This window comes from Massilia sp. TSP1-1-2 (assembly GCF_049896185.1).
Taxonomy (GTDB): Bacteria; Pseudomonadota; Gammaproteobacteria; order Burkholderiales; family Burkholderiaceae_D; genus Telluria_A.
The window spans coordinates 1-24,568 of record NZ_JAFCTU010000047.1 but is presented as its reverse complement, the minus strand read 5'-3'; the positions used below and the strand labels follow the sequence as shown (position 1 = coordinate 24,568).

27 protein-coding genes are annotated in these 24,568 nt (G+C 61.5%); 21 read left to right on the top strand and 6 right to left on the bottom strand.

Going from position 1 to position 24,568, the window contains the following annotated elements:
* Nucleotides 1–85 precede the first annotated feature (85 nt).
* The 11 genes from ACP7BV_RS25035 to ACP7BV_RS24985 are packed head-to-tail and all read left to right on the top strand — an operon-like array spanning nucleotide 86 to nucleotide 8,928.
* Nucleotides 86–763, top strand: coding sequence for a TorD/DmsD family molecular chaperone (locus ACP7BV_RS25035; protein ID WP_426107601.1), 678 nt, complete (start codon nucleotides 86–88; stop codon nucleotides 761–763).
* The gene (locus tag ACP7BV_RS25030) at nucleotides 763–969 is read left to right on the top strand and encodes a formate dehydrogenase (protein WP_426107600.1); all 207 of its coding nucleotides are present in this window, start codon (nucleotides 763–765) and stop codon (nucleotides 967–969) included. Before ACP7BV_RS25035 ends, ACP7BV_RS25030 begins: the two co-directional genes overlap by 1 nt.
* 18 nt (nucleotides 970–987) lie before the next feature.
* On the top strand, nucleotides 988–3,837 hold the full coding sequence (locus ACP7BV_RS25025) for a molybdopterin-dependent oxidoreductase (protein ID WP_426107599.1): 2,850 nt from the start codon (nucleotides 988–990) through the stop codon (nucleotides 3,835–3,837).
* A 10-nt stretch (nucleotides 3,838–3,847) separates the two neighbouring features.
* Complete coding sequence (fdh3B, locus tag ACP7BV_RS25020; RefSeq protein WP_426107598.1) at nucleotides 3,848–4,444, top strand: formate dehydrogenase FDH3 subunit beta; 597 nt, start codon at nucleotides 3,848–3,850, stop codon at nucleotides 4,442–4,444.
* Nucleotides 4,441–4,677 (top strand): hypothetical protein, encoded by a 237-nt coding sequence (locus tag ACP7BV_RS25015; RefSeq protein WP_426107597.1) that lies wholly within the window; start codon nucleotides 4,441–4,443, stop codon nucleotides 4,675–4,677. The genes fdh3B and ACP7BV_RS25015 overlap by 4 nt, the downstream gene beginning before the upstream one ends.
* Before the next feature lie 11 nt (nucleotides 4,678–4,688).
* Nucleotides 4,689–5,720, top strand: coding sequence for a formate dehydrogenase subunit gamma (locus ACP7BV_RS25010; RefSeq protein WP_426107596.1), 1,032 nt, complete (start codon nucleotides 4,689–4,691; stop codon nucleotides 5,718–5,720).
* The gene (locus ACP7BV_RS25005; protein ID WP_426107595.1) at nucleotides 5,717–6,133 is read left to right on the top strand and encodes a hypothetical protein; all 417 of its coding nucleotides are present in this window, start codon (nucleotides 5,717–5,719) and stop codon (nucleotides 6,131–6,133) included. Before ACP7BV_RS25010 ends, ACP7BV_RS25005 begins: the two co-directional genes overlap by 4 nt.
* Nucleotides 6,134–6,141: 8 nt before the next feature.
* Nucleotides 6,142–6,474: a hypothetical protein gene (locus ACP7BV_RS25000; RefSeq protein WP_426107594.1), complete on the top strand. Its 333-nt coding sequence runs from the start codon at nucleotides 6,142–6,144 to the stop codon at nucleotides 6,472–6,474.
* A complete protein-coding gene (locus tag ACP7BV_RS24995) occupies nucleotides 6,474–6,935 on the top strand; it encodes a DUF3305 domain-containing protein (protein ID WP_426107593.1) in 462 nt (153 codons plus the stop codon). The genes ACP7BV_RS25000 and ACP7BV_RS24995 overlap by 1 nt, the downstream gene beginning before the upstream one ends.
* On the top strand, nucleotides 6,932–7,411 hold the full coding sequence (locus ACP7BV_RS24990) for a DUF3306 domain-containing protein (RefSeq protein ID WP_426107592.1): 480 nt from the start codon (nucleotides 6,932–6,934) through the stop codon (nucleotides 7,409–7,411). The genes ACP7BV_RS24995 and ACP7BV_RS24990 overlap by 4 nt, the downstream gene beginning before the upstream one ends.
* Nucleotides 7,408–8,928: a 4Fe-4S dicluster domain-containing protein gene (locus ACP7BV_RS24985; RefSeq protein ID WP_426107591.1), complete on the top strand. Its 1,521-nt coding sequence runs from the start codon at nucleotides 7,408–7,410 to the stop codon at nucleotides 8,926–8,928. The genes ACP7BV_RS24990 and ACP7BV_RS24985 overlap by 4 nt, the downstream gene beginning before the upstream one ends.
* A 9-nt stretch (nucleotides 8,929–8,937) precedes the next feature.
* Here ACP7BV_RS24985 and ACP7BV_RS24980 read toward each other — a convergent pair whose 3' ends face one another.
* The gene (locus ACP7BV_RS24980) at nucleotides 8,938–9,537 is read right to left on the bottom strand and encodes a hypothetical protein (RefSeq protein WP_426107590.1); all 600 of its coding nucleotides are present in this window, start codon (nucleotides 9,535–9,537) and stop codon (nucleotides 8,938–8,940) included.
* A gap of 197 nt (nucleotides 9,538–9,734) precedes the next feature.
* Here ACP7BV_RS24980 and ACP7BV_RS24975 point away from each other — a divergent pair, with 197 nt between their 5' ends.
* Together ACP7BV_RS24975 and ACP7BV_RS24970 are read left to right on the top strand one after the other, a co-directional pair.
* Nucleotides 9,735–10,256, top strand: coding sequence for a hypothetical protein (locus ACP7BV_RS24975; RefSeq protein ID WP_426107589.1), 522 nt, complete (start codon nucleotides 9,735–9,737; stop codon nucleotides 10,254–10,256).
* Nucleotides 10,213–11,946 (top strand): DUF4132 domain-containing protein, encoded by a 1,734-nt coding sequence (locus ACP7BV_RS24970; RefSeq protein WP_426107588.1) that lies wholly within the window; start codon nucleotides 10,213–10,215, stop codon nucleotides 11,944–11,946. Before ACP7BV_RS24975 ends, ACP7BV_RS24970 begins: the two co-directional genes overlap by 44 nt.
* A 67-nt stretch (nucleotides 11,947–12,013) precedes the next feature.
* Here ACP7BV_RS24970 and ACP7BV_RS24965 read toward each other — a convergent pair whose 3' ends face one another.
* On the bottom strand, nucleotides 12,014–13,003 hold the full coding sequence (locus ACP7BV_RS24965; protein WP_426107587.1) for a TraB/GumN family protein: 990 nt from the start codon (nucleotides 13,001–13,003) through the stop codon (nucleotides 12,014–12,016).
* Between the two features lie 279 nt (nucleotides 13,004–13,282).
* Between ACP7BV_RS24965 and ACP7BV_RS24960 the strand changes: the two genes are divergently transcribed.
* From ACP7BV_RS24960 to ACP7BV_RS24950, 3 genes are all read left to right on the top strand, one after another.
* Nucleotides 13,283–13,621: a hypothetical protein gene (locus ACP7BV_RS24960; RefSeq protein ID WP_426107586.1), complete on the top strand. Its 339-nt coding sequence runs from the start codon at nucleotides 13,283–13,285 to the stop codon at nucleotides 13,619–13,621.
* A 184-nt stretch (nucleotides 13,622–13,805) separates the two neighbouring features.
* Nucleotides 13,806–14,180: a hypothetical protein gene (locus tag ACP7BV_RS24955; RefSeq protein WP_426107585.1), complete on the top strand. Its 375-nt coding sequence runs from the start codon at nucleotides 13,806–13,808 to the stop codon at nucleotides 14,178–14,180.
* Between the two features lie 39 nt (nucleotides 14,181–14,219).
* Nucleotides 14,220–14,861 carry a GGDEF domain-containing protein gene (locus ACP7BV_RS24950; protein ID WP_426107584.1) on the top strand — a complete coding sequence of 214 codons (642 nt, stop codon included), beginning with the start codon at nucleotides 14,220–14,222 and terminating at the stop codon, nucleotides 14,859–14,861.
* Nucleotides 14,862–14,926: 65 nt separating this feature from the next.
* On the opposite strand, the gene ACP7BV_RS24945 is transcribed toward ACP7BV_RS24950, so the two are convergent.
* The 4 genes from ACP7BV_RS24945 to ACP7BV_RS24930 all read right to left on the bottom strand — a co-directional run bounded on the left by ACP7BV_RS24945 (nucleotide 14,927) and on the right by ACP7BV_RS24930 (nucleotide 19,053).
* The gene (locus ACP7BV_RS24945) at nucleotides 14,927–15,589 is read right to left on the bottom strand and encodes a dihydrofolate reductase family protein (protein WP_426107583.1); all 663 of its coding nucleotides are present in this window, start codon (nucleotides 15,587–15,589) and stop codon (nucleotides 14,927–14,929) included.
* Between the two features lie 103 nt (nucleotides 15,590–15,692).
* On the bottom strand, nucleotides 15,693–16,673 hold the full coding sequence (locus ACP7BV_RS24940) for a GlxA family transcriptional regulator (protein WP_426107582.1): 981 nt from the start codon (nucleotides 16,671–16,673) through the stop codon (nucleotides 15,693–15,695).
* Complete coding sequence (locus ACP7BV_RS24935; protein ID WP_426107581.1) at nucleotides 16,670–17,227, bottom strand: isochorismatase family protein; 558 nt, start codon at nucleotides 17,225–17,227, stop codon at nucleotides 16,670–16,672. Before ACP7BV_RS24935 ends, ACP7BV_RS24940 begins: the two co-directional genes overlap by 4 nt.
* 146 nt (nucleotides 17,228–17,373) lie before the next feature.
* The gene (locus ACP7BV_RS24930; protein WP_426107580.1) at nucleotides 17,374–19,053 is read right to left on the bottom strand and encodes an AMP-binding protein; all 1,680 of its coding nucleotides are present in this window, start codon (nucleotides 19,051–19,053) and stop codon (nucleotides 17,374–17,376) included.
* A gap of 389 nt (nucleotides 19,054–19,442) precedes the next feature.
* On the opposite strand from ACP7BV_RS24930, the gene ACP7BV_RS24925 reads away from it, so the two are divergent.
* From ACP7BV_RS24925 to ACP7BV_RS24905, 5 genes are all read left to right on the top strand, one after another.
* Nucleotides 19,443–20,198 carry a DUF3348 family protein gene (locus ACP7BV_RS24925; protein ID WP_426107579.1) on the top strand — a complete coding sequence of 252 codons (756 nt, stop codon included), beginning with the start codon at nucleotides 19,443–19,445 and terminating at the stop codon, nucleotides 20,196–20,198.
* Entirely contained in the window at nucleotides 20,191–22,350 is a 2,160-nt protein-coding gene (locus ACP7BV_RS24920) for a DUF802 domain-containing protein (protein WP_426107578.1), read from the top strand. Before ACP7BV_RS24925 ends, ACP7BV_RS24920 begins: the two co-directional genes overlap by 8 nt.
* Nucleotides 22,350–22,985 (top strand): OmpA family protein, encoded by a 636-nt coding sequence (locus tag ACP7BV_RS24915; RefSeq protein ID WP_426107611.1) that lies wholly within the window; start codon nucleotides 22,350–22,352, stop codon nucleotides 22,983–22,985. Before ACP7BV_RS24920 ends, ACP7BV_RS24915 begins: the two co-directional genes overlap by 1 nt.
* A complete protein-coding gene (locus tag ACP7BV_RS24910; RefSeq protein ID WP_426107577.1) occupies nucleotides 22,978–23,742 on the top strand; it encodes a DUF2894 domain-containing protein in 765 nt (254 codons plus the stop codon). Before ACP7BV_RS24915 ends, ACP7BV_RS24910 begins: the two co-directional genes overlap by 8 nt.
* Nucleotides 23,743–24,091: 349 nt before the next feature.
* Nucleotides 24,092–24,412 carry a hypothetical protein gene (locus ACP7BV_RS24905; RefSeq protein ID WP_426107576.1) on the top strand — a complete coding sequence of 107 codons (321 nt, stop codon included), beginning with the start codon at nucleotides 24,092–24,094 and terminating at the stop codon, nucleotides 24,410–24,412.
* The last annotated feature ends 156 nt before the right edge of the window (nucleotides 24,413–24,568 follow it).

Here is a 24,568-nt window from a genome sequence, read left to right as displayed (position 1 = left end):
CCCAAAGCGACAGATCTATCGTGCGCGTCTGGACAATCTGAAAACGCACACATAGACTGGACGTTTTTGAAGACGGAGCGACGAGATGCTTGCGCCCGAAGATCAGGGTAGCCTGTCAGCCATAACTTCACGGCATTGTCTGCCATGGACTGCCGAGGAGTCCAGTCGCGCGGATCTGTACGGTCTGTGCGCCAGCCTGCTGCTCGACGTTCCCGATGGCGTCTTGCTCGCGTCACTCGGCGCAGCCGCGCCCGATCTCACGTCTTTGCCCGGCAACCCCCTCCAGGATGCACTTGGCAAACTGGCTGCGGCGGCCAGCATCACGCCGCAGGGCACTGTCCGCGACCAATTCGACACCCTGTTCACCAGCACCGGCACCCCCGTCATCAACCCGTATGCCAGCGTGTACTTGGCCGGCTTCATGAACGACAAACCGCTTGCCCGACTGCGCGGCGATCTCGCGCAACTGGGCTTGGCGCGCGTTGCCGGGCGCGGCGAGGCCGAAGATCACCTTGGCGTGCTGTGCGAAATCATGCGCGTCATGATCGGTAGCGAACAACTGCGGCAACCGCTGTGGCGCCAGCAGCAATTTTTCTTCCGCCACATTCATCCCTGGTATGCAGCGTGCCTGACGCAGGTGCGCCAGACAGCGGGCGCCACCTTCTATGGGCGTGCAGCGCATGTTGTTCATACCTTTCTCGAGATTGAAGCGCAAGCATTCACCATCGATCACCCCGCCAGCCAAACCGAGGAGACTTCTTGATGACCAAGGACGCAACCCTGCCTGACGCCAGGCGCCGGCGTTTCCTGGCAGCGGCCGGCGGCGCCGGTGCGCTCGCTACCGTGGCGGCCATCGCCCGGCCGGCAGCAGCAGCCGAAGCGCGGCCCCTTTCACCGGCCGCCACGCCGGGCGGCTATCACGAGACTGAGCATATTCGCCATTATTACCGCACTGCCCGCTACTGGTAGCCGCCAAGGACGCCGCTGATGACTATTGACTCGCTTTCGCCATCGCCCCGGGTCCAACCGTCCGGGCTGACCCGCAGCAGCGGCTCGGGGCGCCGCGACTTTCTGGTCAAGGCCGGCATCACGGCCGGGGTTGCCTCGTTCGCCCGCCATCTGCAAGTGAACGTGATCGGCCAGGCGCGCGCCCAGGCGCCGCCAGTGGACGACAGCAGCCAGACCAAACACACCGTGTGCACCCACTGCTCGGTGGGCTGCTCGGTGGAAGCAGTCGTCAAGAACGGCGTGTGGATTCGGCAGGAAGCGGCCTTCGGCTCCCCCATCAATATGGGCGCCCATTGCGCCAAGGGGGCGTCGCTGCGCGAGCATGGCCATGGGGAACACCGGCTGCGCTATCCGATGAAACTGGTGGCAGGAAAGTATCAGCGCATTTCGTGGCAGCAAGCGATCGAGGAAATCGGCACTCAGTTGCTCAAGCTGCGCCAGCATGCGGGGCCCGATGCCTTGATGGTCATCGGCAGCAGCAAGCACAGCAACGAGCAGGCGTATTTGATGCGCAAATTTGTCTCTATGTGGGGCAGCAATAATTGCGACCATCAAGCGCGCATCTGTCATTCCACCACCGTGGCCGGCGTCGCCCAGACCTATGGCTATGGCGCGATGACCAATTCGTTCAACGATTTGCATCATAGTAAAGCCGTGATGTTCATCGGCTCCAATCCGGCCGAAGCCCATCCGATTTCGATGCTGCATTTCCTGCATGCCAAGGAGCTCGGCGCCAAGATGATCGTGGTCGATCCGCGCTTTACCCGCACGGCGCGCTTTGCGCATCAGTACGTCACCATCCGGCCCGGTACCGATATTGCGCTGGTATGGGGCATTGTCTGGCATATTTTCAAGAACAACTGGGAAGACGGCGCCTATATCGCCGCCCGCACGCACGGCATGGAAGCGGTGCGGGCCGAGGTGGAGAAATGGACGCCGGACAAGGTGCTCGATGTGACCGGTGTGCCCGAAGCAGCCGTGCACCAGATCGCCGCGACGCTGGCCAACAATCGCCCTTCGTCGGTGGTGTGGTGCATGGGAATTACCCAGCACCACGTGGGCACAGCCAACGTCAGGGCGCTGTCAATTCTACAGCTCGTGCTTGGCAATATCGGTGTCGCGGGCGGTGGCGCCAACATTTACCGTGGCCACGACAACGTGCAGGGCGCTACCGACGTCGGGCCGAACCCGGACTCCCTGCCCGGCTACTACGGGATCGCACAAGGGGCCTGGAAGTATTTCTCGACTGTTTGGGGCGTCGACTACGATTGGCTCAAGGCCCGCTTCGCCTCCCAGGAATTGATGGAAAAACCGGGATTGACAGTCTCGCGCTGGTTTGACGGCGTGTTGGAAAAAAACGAATACCTCGACCAGCCCAGCAATTTGCGCGCGGTATTTTATTGGGGCCACGCGCCCAACAGCCAGACGCGCCTGCCCGACATGCAGGCTGCCATGCAAAAGCTCGACCTGCTGGTCGTGGTCGATCCCTATCCCTCCATGACGGCGGCCATGCATGGGCGCCAGGAGGGGGTTTACCTGTTGCCGGCAGCGACGCAGTTTGAAACGGAAGGCTCGGTCACCGCGTCCAACCGCAGCATCCAATGGCGCGAAAAAGTCATCGAACCGCTATTCGAATCCAAGACCGACCACGAGATCATGTATCTTCTGGCCAAAAAATTTGGCTTCGCCACTGAACTGTGCAAGAACATTGGCGTCGTCAACAACGTGCCAGTGATCGAAGACATTTTGCGCGAGATAAACCGTTCCTGCTGGACCATCGGCTACACCGGCTGCTCGCCCGAGCGGCTCAAGCTGCACATGCAAAACAAGCATACCTTCGACCCGACCACCCTGCGCGCCGCCGACGGCCCCTGCAAAGGCGACTATTACGGCTTGCCGTGGCCATGCTGGGGCACGCCCGAGATGAAGCACCCCGGCACGCCCATTTTGTATGACATCAGCCGGCCGGTCATGGAGGGCGGCATGCCGTTTCGCGCCAACTGGGGCGTGGAACACGATGGTGAAAACTTGCTGGCGGCCGATGGCTCGGCGCCCGTGGACAGTCAAATCGATACCGGCCACCCGGAGTTCGACCACGTACTGCTCAAAAAGCTGGGCTGGTGGCGCGAGTTGACGGCCGACGAGCAAAGCAAGGCCGAGGGCAAGAACTGGAAGACGGACCTGTCGGGCGGCATCATCCGGGTCGCCATGGCACATGGCTGTGCTCCCTACGGCAACGCGCGCGCACGCTGCAATGTCTGGAATTTTCCCGATCCCGTGCCCGTGCACCGCGAACCGCTGTTGTCGCCCCGGCGCGACCTCGTCGCCAAATACCCGACCTATGACGACAAGGCCAGTTTCTGGCGCCTGCCAACCTTGTTCAAGTCCGTCCAGGCAATGGATTACTCCACACAATACCCGCTGGTGATGACTTCCGGACGGCTGGTCGAGTACGAAGGCGGCGGCGACGAGACGCGCTCCAATCCCTGGCTGGCCGAACTGCAGCAGGACATGTTTATTGAGATCAACCCAGTTGACGCCGCCAAATACGGCGCCGCCACCGGTCACTATCTGTGGGTGGAAACGCCAACCGGCGCGCGCATGAAGATCAAGGCGATGGTGACGCCGCGCGTTCCCGCCGGCATTGTCTGGATGCCATTCCATTTCGGCGGCTGGTGGATGGGCGCCGACTTGCACGACAACTATCCGACAGGCGCCGCCCCGATCGTGCGTGGCGAGGCGGTCAATACCGGTTGGACGTACGGTTATGACGCCGTCACGATGATGCAAGAAACCAAGGTATCGCTGTGCCGTTTGGCCGCTTTGTAAAGGATTGACGATGTCGGCAAGAATGAAATTCATTTGCGATACCGAACGCTGCATCGACTGCAATGGCTGCGTCACCGCGTGCAAGAACGAAAATGAAACGCCGTGGGGTGTCAATCGGCGCCGCGTCGTCACGATCAATGATGGTGTGCCGGGCGAACAATCGATCTCGGTTGCCTGCATGCATTGTACTGACGCGCCCTGCATGGCGGTGTGTCCCACCAACTGCATTTATCACACGGCTGACGGGATCGTTTTGCACAACAAGGATCAGTGCATCGGCTGCGGCTATTGCTCATACGCGTGTCCGTTCGGCGCGCCGCAGTTTCCGGAAAGCGGGCTGTTCAACCATCGCGGCAAAATGGACAAGTGCACATTCTGCGCGGGCGGGCCGGAGCCGGACATGTCGGACGCGGAGTTCAAGAAATATGGCCGCAACCGGATCGCCGAAGGCAAACTGCCCGCCTGCGCGGAACAGTGCGCCACCAAGGCGCTGCTGGCGGGCGACGCTGCGCAGATCGCCGACATCTACCGCCAGAGGGTAGACACCCGCGGTTACGGCGCGCAACTTTGGGGCTGGGACGTTGCCTACAACAGGAGCAAGAAATGACGCGCGCACGGCGCCCGCCTTGCCTGAGCTTGGGGTTGCCGATGCTGCTGGCGGTGCTGCTGGGCGGCTGCCTTGAAGTCGAGCAATATCCAGCGTATGCGCACGGGGCGTACGCTGGCAAGAAGGATGATCAGGCGCCCTTGCGCAAGTTCGGCAACGACCGGCGCGCATGGCAGGCCGCCGTGGCTGCGCGCACCGGCTTCCAGAACGAATACCTGCGCACCAAACCCTGAAGGAGACGCCATTGCGCACCTTGCTGACCCTGATATGCATGCTCCTTGCCTTGTCCGCCGGCCAGGCGGGCGCACGCGGCGGCCCGTCGCCCAGGGACTATCCTGAAGAACAGACCATCAGTGAACATGAGCAAAATGGGCGCAACCCAGGGCCGTTGTCGGCGGCCTCCGGCCAGCAGCATGTCGACCGCCACTATCTGGGCGACTATGGCTTGCACGAGCGTGACGTGATTCTGCAGCGCGGCGGCAATACCTGGCGACTGCTGCGCAACGGGCCGCTGGCGCTGGCCACGGGCAGCGTGCTGCTCGCCACGCCCTTGCTCATTGCCGCGTTCTATCTGCTGGTGGGGCCGCTCGTGGTCAGCGGCGCGCCGGCCGGCGTGACACTGCAGCGCTTTACCCTGTGGCAGCGACTGCTGCACTGGTCGACGGCGCTCAGCTTTCTGGTGCTCGCCGTCAGCGGCTTGACGATCATGTTTGGAAAAAAACTGGTGCTGCCCTGGCTCGGCCACGATGCCTTTGCCAATGTTGCACTAGTCAGCAAATACCTGCACAACCTGGTCGGTCCGCTATTCATCCTGTGCTCGGTGCTGCTGTTCGCCACGTTTGCACGCAAGAATATGTTCAACCACGTGGACTGGAACTGGCTGCGCCAGGCGGGCGGCTTGTTTTCCAAAAAACACGTGCCGGCCGAGTACTTCAATGCAGGGGAAAAACTATGGTTCTGGTGCGGGCTTACTTTGCTGGGCTTGCTGATGTCGGTCACTGGCCTGGTGCTCGATTTCGTCGTGTTCGACCAGACCCGCTATGTCTTGCAGGTGGCCGATGTCCTGCACACCGGCGGCGCCGCGCTCTACATTGCAGGCGCGCTCGGGCACACCTACATCGGCACCGTGGGCGTGCCCGGCGCGTACCGGGCCATGCGCCATGGTGATGTTGACGAGCAGTGGGCAAAGGAACACCACAGCCTGTGGTACCGGGCGGCCAAAGGACGCGCTGCAGGGCTGGGCCCGGAGCCCAGCGAGCGGGAGGAAAAGCCATGATCTTGCAGCAAAGACTTACCGCGATCGCCGCGCTGTTCGCTTCGTTCGCTTCGTTCGCTTCGTTCGCTTCGTTCGCTTCGTTCGCTTCGTTCGCTTCGTTCGCTTTGCTCGCTTTGTCCGCTTTGTCGTTCAGCGCTTGCGGCGCGCGCGAAGCGTCCTTGGCAGCGCCGCGCCAGACCGGTTTCCCCGGGCAGATCAGCGCGGGCGGCGGGACTAGCGGCCAAGTGCTCACGCACAATGGCCGTCCTAAAACGGCGGGCGAGACGACCGGCGGCACGCCATTTCATGCAGGTGGAGCCGAAGGCAACACGGGCGGAACCGCCACTGCCGGCACGGTGCAGGAATCAGGCCAGGGGCCGTCTGGCAAGCAGCCGCCGCCAGACCAGAACGCCAAGACAGCACCATCGAAATAGGAGACAGCATGCTTCGCATTACCGACCTGTCACTGGCGGGCGTTCTCTGCTTGACCGCAGTGGCGGCGCACGCCGCGCTACCGGCGCCAACGCCTGAGCAGCGTGCAGCCGGCGCCGCCAAGAAGGCGGCAGCGGACGCCCAGGCCCTGCTCGACCAGCAAGCGCTGTTGGGCACCATGGATGCGATCGCCGCGCGCTGGCGGGCCAATGCGCGGGTGCATGGGTGGGCCGTGTACGAACCGGTTCCCGTGCCCGCGCCCATCGCCGCGTTGAAGGCCCCGGCCAATGCGGGGCAAGCGCCCGTTGCCGCACCCGCGCCAGCCATGAAAGGCAAGCCCTGATGCGCATCGCACAGCTGGCAATTGGCGTCATCATGCAACGGCGCAGCCTGAACAATCGGTGGCTCAGCGAGGCTTGGTCGGCGGTCGCCGTCGTGCAGCATGCCGGCGCCGACACCGGGGTGCGGATGCTCACCTGCACCCCCGAGCGCGACACGTATCTGGTACCCGGCTTGTCGCTCGAACTGTATCCGGACGAAGACGAAGGCTATTTTGAAAACGCGATGGCGCCCGAACCGAAGGTGTTCGTCAAATGGCGCATGCACGAAGGCCGCGCCATACCGGTGATGGCATCGGTCAGTTATGCCGAAGGCACGCGCATGTTCGATTCCGGCGAAGCGGCCGACGGCGTGCCAATGCCTGGCGAGATTCATGCATGGCTGCTGGCCTACCTGCGGGAACACTATCAGCCGCGCAGTAAAAAGCGCGCCCATCGGGGACCAAAAACGGTGGACCAGCCATGAGCGACGAAGCATTCCTGCACCGCTGGTCGCGCTTGAAACGGGCCGCCGCCCACCCCCCGAGCGCCAGCGAAGCGGTCGACATCCCCAGTGCCCTTCAGGGGGCAAAGCCGCCCGCGGCGGTAGCGGCAACAAAGCCACCGCTTCCCGAGCACGCCGCAGTGCCGGGACCCACCATGGCCGATGTGGCGCTGCTGGGCGCCGACGCCGACTATGCGCCTTTCATGGTAAAAACAGTGGATCGGACAGTGCAGCGCATGGCGCTCAAAAAGCTGTTTGCCGATCCGTGCTTTAACGTCATGGACCGGCTGGACATCTATATCGACGACTACAATCGCGCCAGCCCGGTATCTGCGGCCATGCTGGACGGCTTGCAGCATGCGCGCGAACTGCTTGCCCGTGGCCTCGAACTTGAGGCCACGGGCAAGCAACTCGCGCAAGCAGCGCCTTTCCCCCCACCCGACGAGACCAAGGCATGAACGTTGCAGTGCTTTCAAGGCTGGACAGCGCGCCACGCTCGCCGGTTCAGTACAGATCGAATGGCGAATTGCTCATCGTCGGGCCGGCAGCGCTGGCCATGCCGCTAGCCGAACAGCTCGCCGCGCAATTGCTCGTAACCGTGGTGCTGACGGACGGACCGCTCCCTCCATCCCTGCCCGGACAAGTGCGCTTTCCCGTCCATGCCGGGCGGGCGCCGGCGCTGCGCGGCTGGCTAGGCGCGTTTGAAGCACAATGGCAGGACTGGAAAACGCCCTCGTCAGTGATCAGCCTGCACGTGGACCTGGTGCTCGATGTGCAGGCAGCGCCGCTGTTCAGCGTGCATGTAACGCCGCGCGGATATTTTCGGCCGGGGAGTGATGCTGGCGCCCAGCAGGCGGCGGCAGCCGAGCTGGTGCAGCTAGTCGGGCAGTTCGAGAAACCCCGCTTTTTCCAATACAAGGAACGGCTGTGCGCGCATAGCCGCAACGCGCAGCCGGGCTGCAGCAAGTGCATTGACGTTTGCTCCGCCCAGGCGATCAGCAGCGCCGGCGAGCGCATCGCCGTCAACCCGCACCTGTGCGCTGGCTGCGGCGCGTGCTGCACGGTGTGCCCGTCCGGTGCGCTCGCTTACGACTTTCCACCGGCAACAACGTCTGGTGAACAGATCAAGACGGCAATCGATGCGCATTTTATCGCGCACGCGACCGCGCCGCAGCTGGTGTTCCACGCGCAAGCCGAAGACTGGCCAGAACAGGTGATCGGTATTGCCGTGCAAGACATTTCCGTGGTTGGCATGGACCTGTGGCTGGCCGCGCTGGCTTACGGCGCCGGCAATGTCACGCTGCTTTGTCCTGCCGACGAAGCGCCGCAATCGCGCAGCATGTTGCGCGATCAGGTCGGCATTGCGCAGGTAATTCTCGGCGCGCTCGGTTATGAGCAAGGGTGTATCAGCCTGCTGGAAAACGGCTTCGAGCCTGCCATTACGCCAGCGCCAGTGCCGGTTCGCGCCAAGTTCAATGTAGCCGTCGACAAGCGCACCACGCTTGACCTGGCGCTTTCTCACCTTTATGAACATGCTCCATCGCCACAGCAGGTATCCGCATTGCCCGCGGGTTCACCCTACGGCGCCCTTGCGCTCGACAAGGCCGCGTGTACCTTGTGCATGTCGTGCGTCGGCGCCTGCCCCGCAGCTGCCCTGCAAGATGGCGCCAGCGCGCCGCAGTTGCGCTTTATTGAAGCCAATTGCGTGCAATGCTCGCTGTGTGTGAACACATGCCCCGAGGACGCCTTGACCTTGGTGCCGCGCCTCTCGTTTTCCAGCGACGCCAAGCGGGCGGTGGTAATTAACGAAACCGCCCCATTTTGCTGCATCCGCTGCGGCAAACCGTTTGGCACCCTAAAAATGGTAGAGACCATGCTTGCGAAGCTCGGGCAGCACAGTGCATTTCGCGATCATCCCGAGCGCATGCAAATGTGCGGCGACTGTCGGGTAATCGACATGATGAAGGCAGGTTAGCCAACCGCGCTACTTTCGCGTGCGATCGGCAACAGCTTGCCGCGGTGCCATGCGCCACGATGCTTTCCCGACCAGCGCCGGTTTAGTACTGCCCACCAACCCAAATACAGCTGTTCCCCAAAGAATCAATCCTGCTCCAAAACAGCCGGCAGGATCCAAGGGACCACTGCCGGCGAACGGGTAAATCATGGCCAGTGCCACCAGCGCTGCCCCGGTTAAGAGATGAGGCCGGTACGCGAACAGTCTTGCCATTGGAAAAAAGTGGAGACCGACAACGAGCATGATGCCCGGGATCACCCAGTCACCGTAGGTAGTCGCGTTGAGTATCTGCACCATCAAAAAAATGGCCCCGTACTGGACAACATTAATAATGGCAAACGCTTTGCCATGATCGGCCTTTTTGTCGCCGGCCGGCAGCTTGTTTGCCCGAACCACACCCAGCCCGACCACGAAAATAAGACAGGCGACCAGCCAGATTGCAGCGTCGAGCAGCAATACCTTTTTCCCATAAGCTAGCTCCAATCCTCCGGTGAGCCACATTGCGCCGAAAAAGGAGAGAAAGAGTGCGCCGATTCCCAGCCCCCGCTTGCGTTCGATGGACATTGTCATTTTGTGTTGCCTCGTGCGTTGATTGAACAAGCATGCAGTGTGATTTCCAGGGCGTGGACACGCCAGTGCCGCTTGCAACGACTTTCAGGTGACAAATGTCACCGCGCTTGCCCGCCCCTTGGCTGGGCGATAACAAGCGGTCTGGTCTGCAACGTTACGCTGCCTGTTAAAATCGCCATGCCAACCCGAGGACCACAATGGAACAAGCTGCTACGGATAATATTGCGCTCCAGATCTTGACGCGCCTGCAGGCGCCCGAACCCGACCACGCGCGTTTTTCCGGCACCCCACTCGACACGACGGCGCTTGACGCACAGCAGTTGGGGCAGCTTTGGCCCACGCTCAAACGCCTGTGCAACGCGACTGCAAAAAGCCTGGCGCGCGAGACCGCACTGACGGTCTTGCTTGACGCTGAAAAGCGCAATCTGTCACCCGTTCTCGACCTGGCAATGTGCACGGCGACACTGGCCGATCTTGCCGAGGGCGATCTGGCAGAAGCAGTTGCCACGCTCAGCTACACCCCAAACATTGCCGATGCTGATGACGCAATCCGCGCCCAGGTCGTGCGCGTACTTGGCCCTGCCAACGAATGGGAAAGCACACCATTCTTTGACGTGTACAAGGTCTACCCACTCGCCCGCATCGCCGGCTCAGAGAGCTTGGCCGAGCTACGCCTTGGTCTACAAACGTTACGCGCTCTCGCCCTTGCGACTCCATGAATTCGACGTATTTTCCCAACTTGGGCTGGCCTCAGTGCTGTCCATCGGCGGCGGGCGCAACATGTCTTACTGGACACAGGGGGGCGGCTCGGACGATACGCAACCGGACCCGGTATTCGCCCTCACCCATGAAGCGGCGTACATCGACTTTGCGCAAGGCGCACTGGAGTCAGCCTGCACCCAAGTGCAGCAGTTGCACGCGGGGCGTATTCCTTACAAAGCCGATGGACTGTTCACCGTTGACGACACCCAAGTGTTGGGACGCGCGGCGCGCTTGGCGGCGCTACGCGACGAACCGTGGTACGCAAACCTCATCGGCACCTTGCTGCCAGGGGTGTGCGTAGCGCCCACTGCGGCCAAGACCATGCCTTCGCAATCGCTCGCAATCGCACTCGGCCACGCCGTTGAAGCGATCCCGACACCGGAAAGCGTTGCCGCTTTGCGCGCCGCTTTGGCCGTCATTCGCCACAGCGGCGTTGAAAAAAAGCTGTCGCGAAACTTGCGACCAGCCGAACGCGCGCTCGGCGCTCGCCCTGAAATCGCCTTGCGCCTTGCTCTGATGAGCGGCCCCGACCCGAAGCAAGACAAAAAGCGTGTAGCCATGTTGGCGCTCTGCCTGGAAGCGGGCTGGTACCAAGACTTGCGGATGACTTGGTCTGAATGGGATGCGAATTTGGCAAACGCACCCGGCGGCAAGGCCCTTGCCGCAAGCCTCATCTGGAACGCCGTCGATTCGGACAGTAACGGTCCGTCAGCATGCAGCTTCATGCTCGATGCCAAGTCAGGAAAGCCTTGCGATCCTGACGGCCTTCCTTGTGCGATCAGCGCGCACAGCCAGATCAGCCTTTGGCACCCGCTACTGGCAAGCGAAGCCGAACGGCAAGCATGGCAAGGCACCGTCATGCGCAAGAAGACGCAGCAAATGGTGCGGCAGGCATTCCGGGAATACTACGTTCCGCTGGCCGCAGAAGTATCACAGGCCGATTCGAGCTTGTTTGCCGGACATGGCATATCGCTTGTGCCACTGATCGGCCTGGCGCGCCGCGAAGGCTGGCAAATCGACAAGGACTGCGGCTTGTTGCGCCAATTCGGTCGCGTCCATGTTCAGTTTGCCATTGCGGCCGATCTGTACCCGGGCGTGAGCGGGCATGCGCACACTGGCAACATCTCCTTTGCCGTGCGCGACGCTCGTCGCTGGACCCCGATGGCACAGCACGAGGTACCACCAGTCGTGTTTTCCGAAGTGGCGCGGGCCGTGGATTTATTGGTCAGCGTCAGCGCGTTTGCCATAGACGACCGACAAGACAGCTGCGCGCTCACTATGGGCGACTTCGGTTTTTGTGGCGCCGCACCTAGCCCCAAAGACCGGCAATACCTTGCGCGCACGCGCCGACTCGACCACCTGGGCCAATTATCCTTGAGCGAAATGGGCCGCGCCCGGCGCGCTGTGCTGGCCATCGTGTTTGCCGAACAGATTGCCAATGGCCGCCTGCACCTCGACAGCCATCACATCCGCGTGGGCAATTACAGCGTGCACCTGGCGAGCGCCCGCGTCCTCAATGGCAATGCCCCGATCCTGCTGCCTGCCGACGACCAGTCCAGAAAACTATCCGCGCTACCCTGGTTGCCATACGACGAAGTATTACTGCAAAAAATAGTCGACCAGGTAGCCCAGTTGCTTACGCAATAGAAATTGCTGTTCTCGGCGACGGCGAAAGCGCCGCGCCTGTGTCCGTTTGCGGCACTCTCGATTGCACTTAATCCGGTGCCTGCACCGTATAGCCTCTGGCCTGCAAATCCGTCATCACATAGTCTGTGCGAAGTATGTTGCTCAGCTTAAGCATGGCGAAGCTGGTGGTGTGCGTGGCCAACGCGTGCTCGGCCGCTTCGAGCCACAGCTTGCGCACGCGCTTTTCCGCCCCCTCCAACCCCAAGCCATCCCGCAACGCCGGGCTGCTTGCCATCGCGCTCTGGCAGGCCGCTTCGCGGTCGGCAAAGCTCAGTTTCCGGATCTCGCCAAGGTCGCCCTTGGACCAGGCATTGGCGCGCTGGCGCATCACATCGATGTCAATTTCGAGGCGTTCGATGGTGGTCTTGAAACAGGCCGCATCATCCATCGATCCCTGCTTGAACTCCTTGAGCGTTTTGCCGGGATTGGGAACGTCCAGCTGAACGTGCGAATTCATCACCTTGACGTTGTTCTTGGTCAGCAGCGCCTGGATGGCTGTTGCGACTTCGTCGCCCGTCGCGAAGCCGGCATGCTGCAGGCCCGCGCGGTACAGCGTTTCGGCGGCAAATACAGGACGTTCACTCTCCGCATCGTCGCTAACACCATACTTTGCCTTGAGCACGCGCCAGCGCGCATACACTTCGGGCGGCACCACGTCGCGCAACATCGCCCCGCCAGGGTTCTTGCGCATGCCCACCATATGCGGCAGCATCTTCAAGCCACCCCACAGGCCCACGCTTGCACCGAGCGTAGGCGGCGACAGATACAGCTGCGACTGCGAAATGATGGCCTCGACTTGCTGCGAACGCCACTGCATTTTGACCGGCAGTGGCGAATAGGTGGCAAACACCCACAGCACATGGTCGCCCTTTGAGATTTTCCACATGCCAGGACCTGGCCGCTGGCCGACCACGAGCACCGTGCCGGGCTTGTCGACTACGGCCGGGGCCGCCTCTGTTTGTGCCCATGCGGGTGCGGACAGCAGCAAGCACAAGGCGATACAGGTTTTACGCAGCATGAGGCAGCCCCTTTGAAGTGGATGATGCGCCATGATACGGCAGGCTTGCGCTACGCTTAGTTGTTTTCGATATGCATACCGGTGCCTGCCTGAGAGTAATGTTCGGCGGCCTGGCGGCACCAGGCCAGCGCCGGCGCGTCCTTGCGCAATGCGTGACGACGCGCATTTACTTGACACAACTCGTCTAGCGAATTGAGGCTTCTAACTCTTCAATCCGAATACGGACCCGACCGGCGAACATGGCATACTACCTGCCCTGACTTCCTTCTATCCGGTGCCATGACGACTGCCCGCTTTACCCTTGCCTGCGTTGCGAACGCGCTTTTTCTAATCTTGCAAGCCATGCTGCTCGTCGCGCTTGGCAAGGGCATGGCCCAGGAATTCCAGCATATCTATCGCAGCTTCAGTGCACCGCAGACTTCCTTTAGTGTTTTCTTCCTCGCGAACTACAGTGCGTGGTGGCTGGCGTTTGCAATCTGCCTCGTCGCAGCTTGCACAGGTGCCTGGCGCAGGTCAGCGCCGGTGTTGTGGTGGACACTGGCATTGTCAGTGCTGTCATTGCTGAGCATGGTCGCCGCTCTTTATGGCGGCATCTTCAAACTAGGGCCCGCGGTATAAAAATCTCAGCGGACCTGGCAGGTACTTGAACAGTCAGCCAGGCTCGACAGGACGTTCGTTTTCATTCAAATACTATTGCTAAACAGAGTGACGCATTTTGTCTCAGAGCGAGCAGAAAATGACGAGTAAGGGCGCAGCAAGCGCAAATGAGTCAAGGTCGGATCAAGCGCTGCGTGAGCGCCGCATGCTGATCGGCTCCCTGTCCTATCTGGTGACCTTGTCTCTGGTGCTGGCATTCTGGTATTTGGGCGATTACGGTTTTGACGTCGTCCGCAATTACGTCGCCACGGTACTGGCGCTGGTCGCCTTCTTTTTCGTGATGATCCGTAGCAACCAGAATTTGCGCTTTGCCGATCCAAGCATGACGCTGGCGCAAGTGTCGACGTCAATTTTGCCCGGCTATTACGTGATGTTCCACTCGCAGCAATCGCGGCCGGTGTTCCTTATTTTGGTGATCTCGGCGGCCATGTACGGCCTGTTCCCGTTTCGCATGCGCGACTTCATGACCTTAAGCTCCGTCGTCATCGGCGGCTATGCCGTGATGATCGTGATGCTTTAGACGTTCCGGCCGGCTGAAATCCATCTGAAGCTTGAAATCTTGCAGTGGTTTTCGCTCACCGCGACTTTTTTGCAGTTTAGCGGCCTTGGTGGGTTTATTGCCAACTTGCGCAAAAAAGTGAAGAAAAATTTCAATGAATTAGCGCTGCGAAACGGCGAGCTGGTAAAAGCGTTGCAGCGCATTAAAGACCTTGCGATGCGCGATGAACTGACGGGCGTATTTAACCGCAGGTTCCTGATGGAAGCCATCCGCAACGAAAAACTGCGCTGCGACCGAACCGGCATTGTATTCACGCTGTGTATTGTTGACGTGGACCATTTTAAGCAGGTCAACGACCAGCACGGCCACCTTGCGGGCGACCAGGTATTGCAACAGATCGCCAGGACCGCCAGCGATGCATTGCGCCAGACCGATATTTTCGGCCGTTACGGCGGCGAGGAATTCGCCATGGTATTGACCGGCACCACCAGCGAAGGCGCTATTATCACCGCTGAGCGGGTCAGGCGCCACATCGAGGAAATTGATTTCACCTCGATCAGTCCCGGTTTCAAGGTGACGGTATCGATCGGCATTGCCGACTCCTTGGGAGGAGAAGACCCCGCGCTGACCTTCAAGCGCGCCGACGAGGCTTTATCTGCAGCCAAGGAAGGCGGGCGCAATCGTTGTTTAGTGGCCCCCTGACTGTGACTGCCGGGCAGTGAACGCCGGGCTCTCTGGGAAGCCAGCTAGAAAACTTTAACGCAATTTCATGCCTGCGTGTGCCCTTGCCGCCGCAGCACGACATGCGTGGCTTTCTCTGACGCTACTGATTGCACGCACGCGTATCCTAGAGAGCGCAAATCGATCCCTTCGAACAGAGGCTTTCCGCGGCCCAGCAGGACGGGCGAGATAGCAAAGTGAAGATCGTCAATCAGGCCTTCGCGGAGATACTGCCTGATCGTTTCCGGTCCGCCGCCGATCCGCACATCCTTTCCCGCTGCTGCCTCGCGTGCGCGGTCGAGCGCCTCGTGAATGCCGCCGGTAACAAAGTGGAACGTCGTGCCGCCTTCCATCTCGATGGGGGGACGAGCATAGTGGGTCAAGATGAAGGCGGGGACGTGATACGGCGGATTGTCGCCCCACCAGCCTTTCCAGTCCGGGTCCGGCCAGTCTCCACGATCGGGGGAGAACATGTTCCTTCCAAGAATCCAAGCCCCGACATTTTGAAAGCCACGGGCGGCGAAATCATCATCCACCCCGGTCGTGCCGCCGTCATTGCCGAACAAGGCGTGCTGAAACGTGCGCGTCGGAAATAGCCACTTGTGCAGCTCCGTGCCGCCAATACCGAGCGGATTGTTGATGTCTTGATCCGGACCTGCGCCGTAGCCATCCAGTGAAACGGTGAAGCCTTCAACGCGAACTCGTGTCATCGTTTTTCTCCGTGTTGTATTACATTGTCTGCCGATTCTACGCGCAGGTCAGACGGCAAAGGCGACTGTCCATGCACGGATGGCGGCACTACCCGTGGCGTGGTCAGACCCCGGCCAAGCTCACAGGGCGTGATGGCGTGCCGGGCACCGCAAAGTGTTGCCAAGCGCGCCGCAGCTGGGTATCCGAACTGAAGCCGGCCGCCGCTGCCGCTTGCGTGACGCTGTCGCCCGACGCCAGCGCCGTCTGGGCCACGGCCAGCCGGATCCGGCGCAGGTACTGCAAGGGCGCAATCTGCGCATATTCCAGGAACAAGCGCGTCAGGTGGCGTGGCGAAGTGTGGGCCAGCGCCGCCATGCCCGGCACCGACCAATCCGACTGGGGCGACTGGCTCACTGCGTCCTGTACCCGGTGCAGCGCCGGATGCACATGGCTACGGTAGGCAAGAAAGGGCGATAGCTCAGGGTCGTGCGGGCCACGCCGCAGCGCCACCACCATGGTCTGCGCCACCTGGGCCGCCAGCGCCGGGCCGCAGATGGCGTCAATCCGGTGCAAGATCAGGTCAATGCCGGTGGTGACGCCTGCGCTGCTGTAGACGGGGCTGTCCTCCACGAATACGCGATTACGGACCACGTCGCATGCCGGCGCCACGCTGTGCAGTTCATCGAGGTGGTGGTGGTGGGTCGTGGCGCGGCGCCCCGCCAGCAAGCCCGCGTGGGCAGCCAGGACTGCACCGGCACAAATGGTGACCAGCTCAAGCCGGCCTGGCGCCAGCTGCAGGGGGCGCAGCCAGTCGAGCAAGGCGCCTGTGTCGGGCGAGTCGATGCCGATGCGCGGACCGGCCTGTCCCACCAGCACCACCCAGCTGGGGTGCGCTGCAAGCGAGGCGGGCAGCGCTTCAAGACCGGACAGCTGCACGCCGACCGAACTGACGGATTCGGCACGCGGCGCGCAAAAGCGCAGCGCGAACGGCGCCGCCCTGCCCTGCTTGTGCATCAGCCCATTGGCGATGCGCAGCGCCTCGGCCGGGCCCGCCCAATCGAGGATCAGGCTGCCCGGCAGCAGCAGGAACAGCACGTCGATCATGCAGTTCGCGCCAAGGCTTGTTCCACCGTGCACAAGGTGGCGAAACGCTCGCTCAGGACCGTGGCGGTGCGCGATGTGATGTCGGCTGCGCTCAGGGCGCTGCCGTCTGGCTGCAGCATGTCGAACGTGAGCGTGGCGTCGGTGACGTAGTCGACGGTCCAGCCCAGGTCGGAGGCATGGCGGGTCGTTGTCTCGCAGCATTGCTCGGTGCGGATGCCACTGATGATCAGGCGCCCTATCCCCTGTTCGGTGAGCCAGACGTCCAGCCCGGTGCCTACCAGCGCGCTGTGGCGGCGCTTGAGGAAGCTGGCTGCTGGTGTAAAGTCGCGCAAGCCGCGCATCGGCACCACGTGGCCAGACTCGAGCGCGAATGGGTTGTCCGCCTGGGCCGGGCCGTCCGTATGCAGGACCCGGACGATAGGGATGCCGCGTTCTTCGCAGCCTGCGATCAAGTCGTTCTGGAACTGCAGGTAGGCGGCCGCGCCGCTTTCGGTGAAATACGGACGGTGGCGGAACGATTCCTGGACATCGATCACAATCAGACACGTTTTCATGGGAGGCTTTCTTTTGGTGGTGAAGTATAGACCTCCATTATGATAGTGCGGCGCAGTTCCCGCCGCTCACTGGCAGACCAGTTTCGATCATTTCAGGACATTGCACCTGACCTCATGTCAGTGCGCCTGCCCTGCGCACGCAGGGATTACCCGGCCAAGCCCAGTTCGGTTGTAACCAGTTCGCGCAGCAAATATTTTTGAATCTTTCCTGTCACCGTCATCGGGAAGCCTTCAACAAATCGTACGTAGCGTGGAATCTTGTAATGGGCGATCTGGCCGGAACAAAACGCGCGGATTTCGTCTTCTGTCGCCTGCGTGCCCGGCCGCAGCACAACACAGGCACATAGCTCTTCGCCATATTTCTTGTCCGGCACTCCCACGCACTGAACGTCGAGCACTTTGGGGTGGCGGTATAAAAACTCTTCTATCTCGCGCGGATAAATGTTCTCACCCCCTCGAATGACCATGTCCTTGGCGCGGCCAACAATTGCCGCGAAGCCCTGCGCATCGATCACGGCCAAGTCGCCCGTGTGCATCCATCCGGCAGCGTCGATGGCCTCGCGCGATTTTTCTTCGTCGCCCCAGTATCCCAGCATGACCGAATAGCCGCGCGTGAGCAGCTCGCCCTTGACGCCGCGCGCGACGATTCTGCCGGCGGCATCGACGATTTTCACCTCAAGATGGGGATGGATGCGCCCGATGGTGGAGACGCGCAAATGGACCGGGTCATCGACCGAGCTTTGGAAACTTACTGGTGACGTTTCGGTCATCCCGTATGCAATGGTGATTTCGGCGAGATGCATTTTCTCGATGACCCGGCTCATCACCTGCGCCGGACACGGCGCACCAGCCATGATGCCGGTACGCAGCGTCGACAGATCATAGTTGGCAAAATCCGGATGATCGAGCAATGTGATGAACATCGTAGGCACGCCATGCAATCCGGTACAGCGCTCGGCTTCTACAGTTGCCAGCACGGCTTTCGGCTCAAAGCTTTCGCCTGGAAACACCATCGTGGCACCATGCGTCACGCAGGCAAGATTTCCAAGCACCATGCCAAAGCAGTGGTAAAGGGGAACTGGAATGCACAGCCGGTCCGCAGGACCGAGCTTCATCGCCTCACCCACAAAAAATCCATTGTTCAGAATATTGTGATGAGTAAGCGTCGCCCCTTTGGGCGAACCGGTGGTGCCCGACGTAAACTGGATATTCACGGGCTCGTCGAACTGCAGCGCCGCTTCGATGTCTGCGAGCTGCGCCAGCTGCACCGTAGTGGGCGCTGCAAGCAAGTCGTCGAAATTTAGCATGCCGGGGGTTTTCTCGGTACCGAGGCGAATGACATGGCGCAGATGCGGCAGACCGGACGACTGAAGCTTGCCGGGCACGCTGCCGCGCACTTCGGGAACCACGTCTTCGATAATGGCAATATAGTCGCTCGACTTGAATGCGGGTGCCATCACCAGGGCCGAACACTGCACTTTATTGAGAACGTACTCGAGTTCCGAACGTCGGTACGCCGGATTAATATTCACCATCACCAGCCCGGCCCGCGCTGTGGCGAACTGGACCAGCACCCATTCCGCGCAGTTCTGCGACCAGATGCCAACCCGGTCCCCCGGACGCAATCCCAGCGCCAGCAGGCCCGCCGCCAATCGGGTGACGCGGGCATTGAGTTCGGCATAGGTCCAGCGCACGTCTTGATGAGGGACCACGAGTGCATCATTGTCGGCAAACCGCCGGGCGACGCCCGCCAAAAACGGGCCGATGGTTTCGCCGATCAATGGAACGTCGTGCGCGCCGTGTACATAGCTAAGTTGTTCTTGCATGTTCTCTCCAAGTCGTTGTTATCTGTACTGCGGGACGCTTTGCCTGACGCTCTCATGCTCGAGACGCATGCACTGAATGTCGCGCGAAGGCGGCGCGCCGAACAGCCGTGCATCTTCACGGCTGCGCTGACAACTGCGCGGCTACCTGCCCTTTTCCGCGTAACGGGCACCGCTAATGGCAGAATAGCAGTTCGAAGTCGACAACGGCACTGTCGATGATGGGGCGCGACGAATCGCCCCTGCCATCGGCCTTAACCCGCCGGATTTGAGTTTCCCACTCATAGCCGATATAATCCTGGAACATTATTTCCAAGAAATAAGGCACAAGCCCGCATGTCGGCGTCCGCACCCAGACACCCGCCTCCGTTTCGACCCTGACTCCCTGCGCCATGACGCGCGTCCTTCCTCCTACAAATTTCCATAGTTCCCAACTCATCCGCTGCCTTGCTGAGCTCGACCTGCTGGAAGGCGCCGAGCCAACGGGTGACTTTGCGGACGAGCTGGGACGGTGGATGCACTTTACCGACGCGATCGCCTTATCGTCCGTACATGAAAACGGCGTGGCCAAGCTACCGGCACAGAGCCCGGAGCAGCGCGCAGTGACCGGCGCGCGACTGCTTGCTGAATTTGAGAAAATCCGCGCCTTCATGATCAACGCGATCACGAAAAGCTGCGCGCCCACGGGCACCAACACGCCGATCAAGCTGCCGCTGCTGCTCGAAGCGGAAATATCGTATGCGCCATACTGCCGATTTTATGAAGCGCACCAGCGCGACATGGAGCTGAGCGTCGAGCCGTTGCGCGTGAATCTGCGCGCGGCGCTGGCCAAGGCCTCGCCCCAGCTGAGGAAGCTGGCCGAGCTCGACGCCGTAATGGACAAATTTTTGCGCCCGCGCGAGAGCCAGCTGCTGGCCAGGGTGCCGGTGCTGCTGCAAAAACGCTTTCTTGCACAGTACGGCGCGCATCTGGAACAGGTCGCCGCGAGCGGCCAGGCAGATAGCCCGGCGGCCTGGATGCAACCCGGCGGCTGGCTGGCTGGCTTTTGCCAGCACCTGCAAACGCTGCTGCTGGCCGAAGCTGAACTGCGCTTGCAGCCGAGCGCAGGACTCCTTGAAGCATTCAATCAACAAGAAAATCATGAATAAACTTTTATTTAACCTTGCTTTTTGCATTGGAGCGCTGGCAGTCATCTGGGTCGGCTACGGCTTCATCGATTCCAGCGCCCTGGCAATGGCGATGACGGCGCTGATCTTCGTCGTGTATCTGGCCGGCGCCTTGGAGCTGTACCGCTTCCGCAAGGCGAGCGCCAGCCTCACGCAGGCGCTGCGTGCGATCCCGACAGACCTTCCGGACTTGAACCACTTTTTGGCTGGTGTCGATGGTTCGCTGCAGCATCCCGTACGCCTGCGTATCGAGGGCGAGCGCGCCGGCTTGCCCGGCCCTTCCCTGACACCCTACCTGATCGGCTTGCTGGTCATGCTGGGCATGCTCGGTACTTTTCTGGGAATGGTGGTCACACTCAAGGGAGCCGTCTTTACCCTGGAAAAAACTGCCGACCTGGACGCCATGCGCTCGGCGTTGGCGGTGCCGGTAAAAGGCCTCGGCCTGGCTTTCGGCACCTCGGTTGCCGGTGTGGCGGCCTCGGCGGTTCTGGGATTGATGTCGGCGCTCTGCCGTCACGAGCGGATGCAGGCAGGCCAGCTCCTCGACGCCAAGGCCGCTTCGGCGCTGAGCATCTTCTCGCACACCCGTCAACGCGAAGAAACCTTCCGGGCGCTGCAGTCGCAGTCGCATGCCTTGCCGCAAGTGGTCGACAAACTGCAGGCAATGATGCTGCAAATCGAAGCGATGAGCACGCAACTGAACCAGCGCTTGCTCGCCAACCAGGAACAGTTCCACAGCAGTGCAAGCGAGAATTACACGGCGCTGGCGCGTTCGGTCGACACATCGCTGCGCGAAAGCCTGGCCGGTAGCGCGCAGGCGACGGGCGAGAGCATCAGGCCGATATTTGAAGCGGCCATGCATGGCATCGCGCAGGAAGCCAGAGCGATGCATGAGCGCACTGCCGGTACCGTGCAGCAACAGCTCGACGGCATGGCCGATCGCTTCAGTGTTGCCACCGCCAGCGTTGCCCTTACATGGGACGCCGCGCTCGACAGCCAGAAGCAAGCCAATCGCAGCCTTGCCACCGAAATGGGGCGTTCCCTGGAAGCGTTCAGCGCCTCCTTCGACCAGCGCGCAGGCGCACTGATCGAGAAAGTTGGCGACGCGCATGCAGGCTTGCAGGCCCGGCAGGGGGCGCAAGACGAGCAGAGCCGGCAGGCCTGGACGCAGTCGCTGGAAGCAATGGCGGCAACGCTCACGCACCAATTGCAGGAAAGCGGAGGCCAGGTGCTCGCCCAGCAGCGGGAAGTCTGCACCGCCGTCACGCACGCCGTGCGCGAGCTTGCCGATCAAGTACAGGCCGACGCCGGCAAGTCGCTCGCGGACACGGCACGCCTGGTCACGACGGCCGAAGACTTGATGCGCTCGCGTATTATGTCCGAAGCGCAGTGGCTGGACCAGCACCGCGATCGCATGGATCAGCTGGCCGGCCTGCTGCAGGCCGAACTCGGCGCGCTGCGCACGCAGGAGGCAGCGCGTGGCGACGCGGCGGTGGCGCATTTGGGCGAACTGCAAGCCGCCGTCACCACGCATTTAACAACCCTTGGCACCGCTTTGGAAGCGCCGATCATGCGCCTGGTCGAGACCGCCGCCGAGGCGCCCCGCGCAGCCGCCGAAGTCATCGGCCAGCTACGCCAGGAAATCTCCCATAGCCTGGCGCGCGACAATGTTCTGCTGGAAGAACGCAGCCGCATCATGGAAACGCTGAACGCCCTGCTGGACGTGATTAACCATGCTTCACACGAACAGCGCGCAGTGATCGACGCGCTGGTGGCGTCGTCGTCAGTGAAGCTTGACGACGCCAGCACGGCGTTCGCCGCAGACATCGCCAGCGAAACAGGCAAGCTTTCCGAGATTGCCGCCAGTGTCACGAGCAGCGCAGTGGATGTGGCCAGTCTGGCAGACTCCTTTGGCGTGGCCGTCAACTCCTTCAATGCAGCGAATGAAAAACTCGCATCCAACCTCGACCGCATTGAAGTCGCCCTAGACAAGTCGATGACCCGCAGTGACGGGCAGTTGGCCTACTACGTGGCACAAGCGCGTGAGATCATCGACCTTTCCATGAGTTCGCAGAAGCAGATTGTCGAACAGCTGCGCCAGCTGCCGGCCCTGCAGGCGGACAAAGTCGGATGATGGACGATCTGGACGCATCCGAACACGGCGCGCCGGTCTGGGCTGTTTTTGGCGACCTGATGGCCGGCCTGCTGGGCGCCTTCGTGCTGCTGTTGGTGGCGGTGGTTGGCGTGCAGATGGAGCTGTCCGCCAACCTGCAGCAAGAAGTCAAGAAGCGGCATGCCGAAGAGCAGCGCCGACTGACGCTCGAGAAGGCCTTGGCGGTTCCGCTGGCGAGCGGCCGCATCACCCTGAACAATGGCCGCATCGGCATCAGTGGCCAGGTCCTGTTCGCTCAAAATTCGGACCAATTGCAGCCGGATGGACGACAGTTGCTCAGCAGCTTGGTGGGCCCGCTGCGCGCCTACCTCGCGGCGCGCGACGAGATGCTGATGGTCAGCGGCTTTACCGACGACAAGGCGATCCGCAACGGGCCGTTTGCGGACAACTGGGAACTGTCGGCGCAGCGTGCGCTGACGGTGACGCGCACGCTGGTCGAGCAAGGCATGCCTTCGTCGATGGTGTTTGCCGCTGCCTTCGGTTCGGAGCAGCCGGTAAAACCAAACCTGGATGACGCCGCGCGCGCGCAAAACCGGCGGGTAGAGATGGCGCCGGTACCCAAGTCGGCTCCTGCCAAAGCGCCTGCCAATGGGTGACGCTGCTATACAGATGGCGCAATCTGGCATCGACGCACTGCTTGCAAGCATGCGCGATCAGGGCAGCGAACGCTATGATGCCGCAGGGTGGCACTATCTCGAAACGCTGGCGCGGCGCGCGGCGGTGCATGAGGGAAGCGTGCGGCGTTTGCTGGAGGCGAAGCTTGCGCGAGCGGCGGCTGCATTTGCCGGGCGATTTGCGCAGACGCGCTCTGCTGCGGCCGAGCTTCTTGCTGCTACTTGCAAGGAGCATCCGCGAGCGGTCGGCGAGCTGCAGCAACTGTTTTCAGAGAGCGATTTCAAAGGCTTGCGGCATTTGTGCGCCACGCTGGAGGCGCGCCAGCAATGTACGGCATTGGTTGAACTGGTGTCGCAACTGGAACCTGCTTTGGCCGCTGCACCGGGGCACGCGCCCGTACATCTTGCAACATCGCGCACAACCGCGGCCAGCCCCCTCCCCCTCGAACTGAAAACCGTGCGCGAATCACGCGCTACCTGGGCCAGGATGAGCGTCGAGAGACAGCTGTCACAGGCCATGAAACAGGCACCGAAAAATGCGGGGCCGATCAATTCGCACATGCTGGTGCTGCGCTCGCTGGCGATGATGCAGGCAGTGTCGCCGGATTACCTGAGCCGCATGGTGTCTTACGTTGATACACTACTTTTTCTGGATCCGGGCGAAAAGGATGTGCCGGTCAAGCGGAAAAAGACGCTGCCTGGCAAGATAGCCAAGCCGTCGAAGGCGATGAAAAAATAATGCGGGTCATGGTGTTACGTCCGTGGGATGGCGGCGCGCGTTCCTTGGTGTCTACGCCTTAACGCAGTGTTCGTGGTGTTAATTTTGCGCGGCAGCGCCAACCTCGAAGCTGGAGGTCGTCGTCGCAAAGTGCGAGGCTCGTCTGGCCTTGTGCACGTCTTTCATGTCCGCCACCTGGTGCGACCGGCCAAGCAGCACTGGATGGCGCAACTGAATAGCACACCCTGCACACCCGGCGCGCGACGGCAGGCGGACCCAGCTCTGAAGCGCGCAATTATGGTTGCGCGGCAACACTGTGCCGATCGACAAAGGTTTTCGCTATCATCAACGTATCAACTGAGGAGTAATCATGACAATCAACAAAGATGTCCACCTGGAAGGCCAACTTCCCATACCAAGCCATCCTGCCGATCCGACTGCCAATAGCGACGCCAACAAGGTCGTCGGTGAAGAAGTCTTGCAAACACCTGACTACAACGCGCCGCCATCCGAAGGTGCGATCAAGTCTACCGGGCCTGCGGCCGATCCCGGCGTTGGCGGCGCCATGGGCCAGCCGCCGCCGGCCGCCCGGGCTGCGAGCGACGTTCCCGAAGGAAGCGCCGACGCCGACTTGGGCGAGAACCAGGGCGGTGGCGACGAGATTGCCGACGAAATGAAAGCGAAGCACTAATCCAGGCACGCGTCATTCGTGACAATGGCCGGGCGCGACTTGGCCGAGGCAACGTTACTTGCATCCTTCCGGGCAAGCCTGTTACGTCCTTTGAAATCCTAGGCTCGCCGGGGCGCTAAATCCCGGGCTCTTCGAGGGCGTTCAGTAAGCTTTCAC

Coding starts and splice junctions, on each gene's coding strand:
- ACP7BV_RS25000 (WP_426107594.1), top strand. CDS start 6,142: ATGCTTCGCATTACCGACCTGTCACTGGCGGGCGTTCTCTGCTTGACC.
- ACP7BV_RS24965 (WP_426107587.1), bottom strand. CDS start 13,003: ATGCTGCGTAAAACCTGTATCGCCTTGTGCTTGCTGCTGTCCGCACCC.
- ACP7BV_RS24995 (WP_426107593.1), top strand. CDS start 6,474: ATGCGCATCGCACAGCTGGCAATTGGCGTCATCATGCAACGGCGCAGC.
- ACP7BV_RS24990 (WP_426107592.1), top strand. CDS start 6,932: ATGAGCGACGAAGCATTCCTGCACCGCTGGTCGCGCTTGAAACGGGCC.
- ACP7BV_RS24940 (WP_426107582.1), bottom strand. CDS start 16,673: ATGATCGACGTGCTGTTCCTGCTGCTGCCGGGCAGCCTGATCCTCGAT.
- fdh3B (WP_426107598.1), top strand. CDS start 3,848: ATGTCGGCAAGAATGAAATTCATTTGCGATACCGAACGCTGCATCGAC.
- ACP7BV_RS25015 (WP_426107597.1), top strand. CDS start 4,441: ATGACGCGCGCACGGCGCCCGCCTTGCCTGAGCTTGGGGTTGCCGATG.
- ACP7BV_RS25030 (WP_426107600.1), top strand. CDS start 763: ATGACCAAGGACGCAACCCTGCCTGACGCCAGGCGCCGGCGTTTCCTG.
- ACP7BV_RS24955 (WP_426107585.1), top strand. CDS start 13,806: ATGCTGATCGGCTCCCTGTCCTATCTGGTGACCTTGTCTCTGGTGCTG.
- ACP7BV_RS24925 (WP_426107579.1), top strand. CDS start 19,443: ATGACGCGCGTCCTTCCTCCTACAAATTTCCATAGTTCCCAACTCATC.
- ACP7BV_RS24910 (WP_426107577.1), top strand. CDS start 22,978: ATGGGTGACGCTGCTATACAGATGGCGCAATCTGGCATCGACGCACTG.
- ACP7BV_RS25035 (WP_426107601.1), top strand. CDS start 86: ATGCTTGCGCCCGAAGATCAGGGTAGCCTGTCAGCCATAACTTCACGG.
- ACP7BV_RS24905 (WP_426107576.1), top strand. CDS start 24,092: ATGACAATCAACAAAGATGTCCACCTGGAAGGCCAACTTCCCATACCA.
- ACP7BV_RS25005 (WP_426107595.1), top strand. CDS start 5,717: ATGATCTTGCAGCAAAGACTTACCGCGATCGCCGCGCTGTTCGCTTCG.
- ACP7BV_RS24915 (WP_426107611.1), top strand. CDS start 22,350: ATGGACGATCTGGACGCATCCGAACACGGCGCGCCGGTCTGGGCTGTT.
- ACP7BV_RS24920 (WP_426107578.1), top strand. CDS start 20,191: ATGAATAAACTTTTATTTAACCTTGCTTTTTGCATTGGAGCGCTGGCA.
- ACP7BV_RS24980 (WP_426107590.1), bottom strand. CDS start 9,537: ATGACAATGTCCATCGAACGCAAGCGGGGGCTGGGAATCGGCGCACTC.
- ACP7BV_RS24930 (WP_426107580.1), bottom strand. CDS start 19,053: ATGCAAGAACAACTTAGCTATGTACACGGCGCGCACGACGTTCCATTG.
- ACP7BV_RS24975 (WP_426107589.1), top strand. CDS start 9,735: ATGGAACAAGCTGCTACGGATAATATTGCGCTCCAGATCTTGACGCGC.
- ACP7BV_RS24960 (WP_426107586.1), top strand. CDS start 13,283: ATGACGACTGCCCGCTTTACCCTTGCCTGCGTTGCGAACGCGCTTTTT.
- ACP7BV_RS24985 (WP_426107591.1), top strand. CDS start 7,408: ATGAACGTTGCAGTGCTTTCAAGGCTGGACAGCGCGCCACGCTCGCCG.
- ACP7BV_RS24935 (WP_426107581.1), bottom strand. CDS start 17,227: ATGAAAACGTGTCTGATTGTGATCGATGTCCAGGAATCGTTCCGCCAC.
- ACP7BV_RS24945 (WP_426107583.1), bottom strand. CDS start 15,589: ATGACACGAGTTCGCGTTGAAGGCTTCACCGTTTCACTGGATGGCTAC.
- ACP7BV_RS25025 (WP_426107599.1), top strand. CDS start 988: ATGACTATTGACTCGCTTTCGCCATCGCCCCGGGTCCAACCGTCCGGG.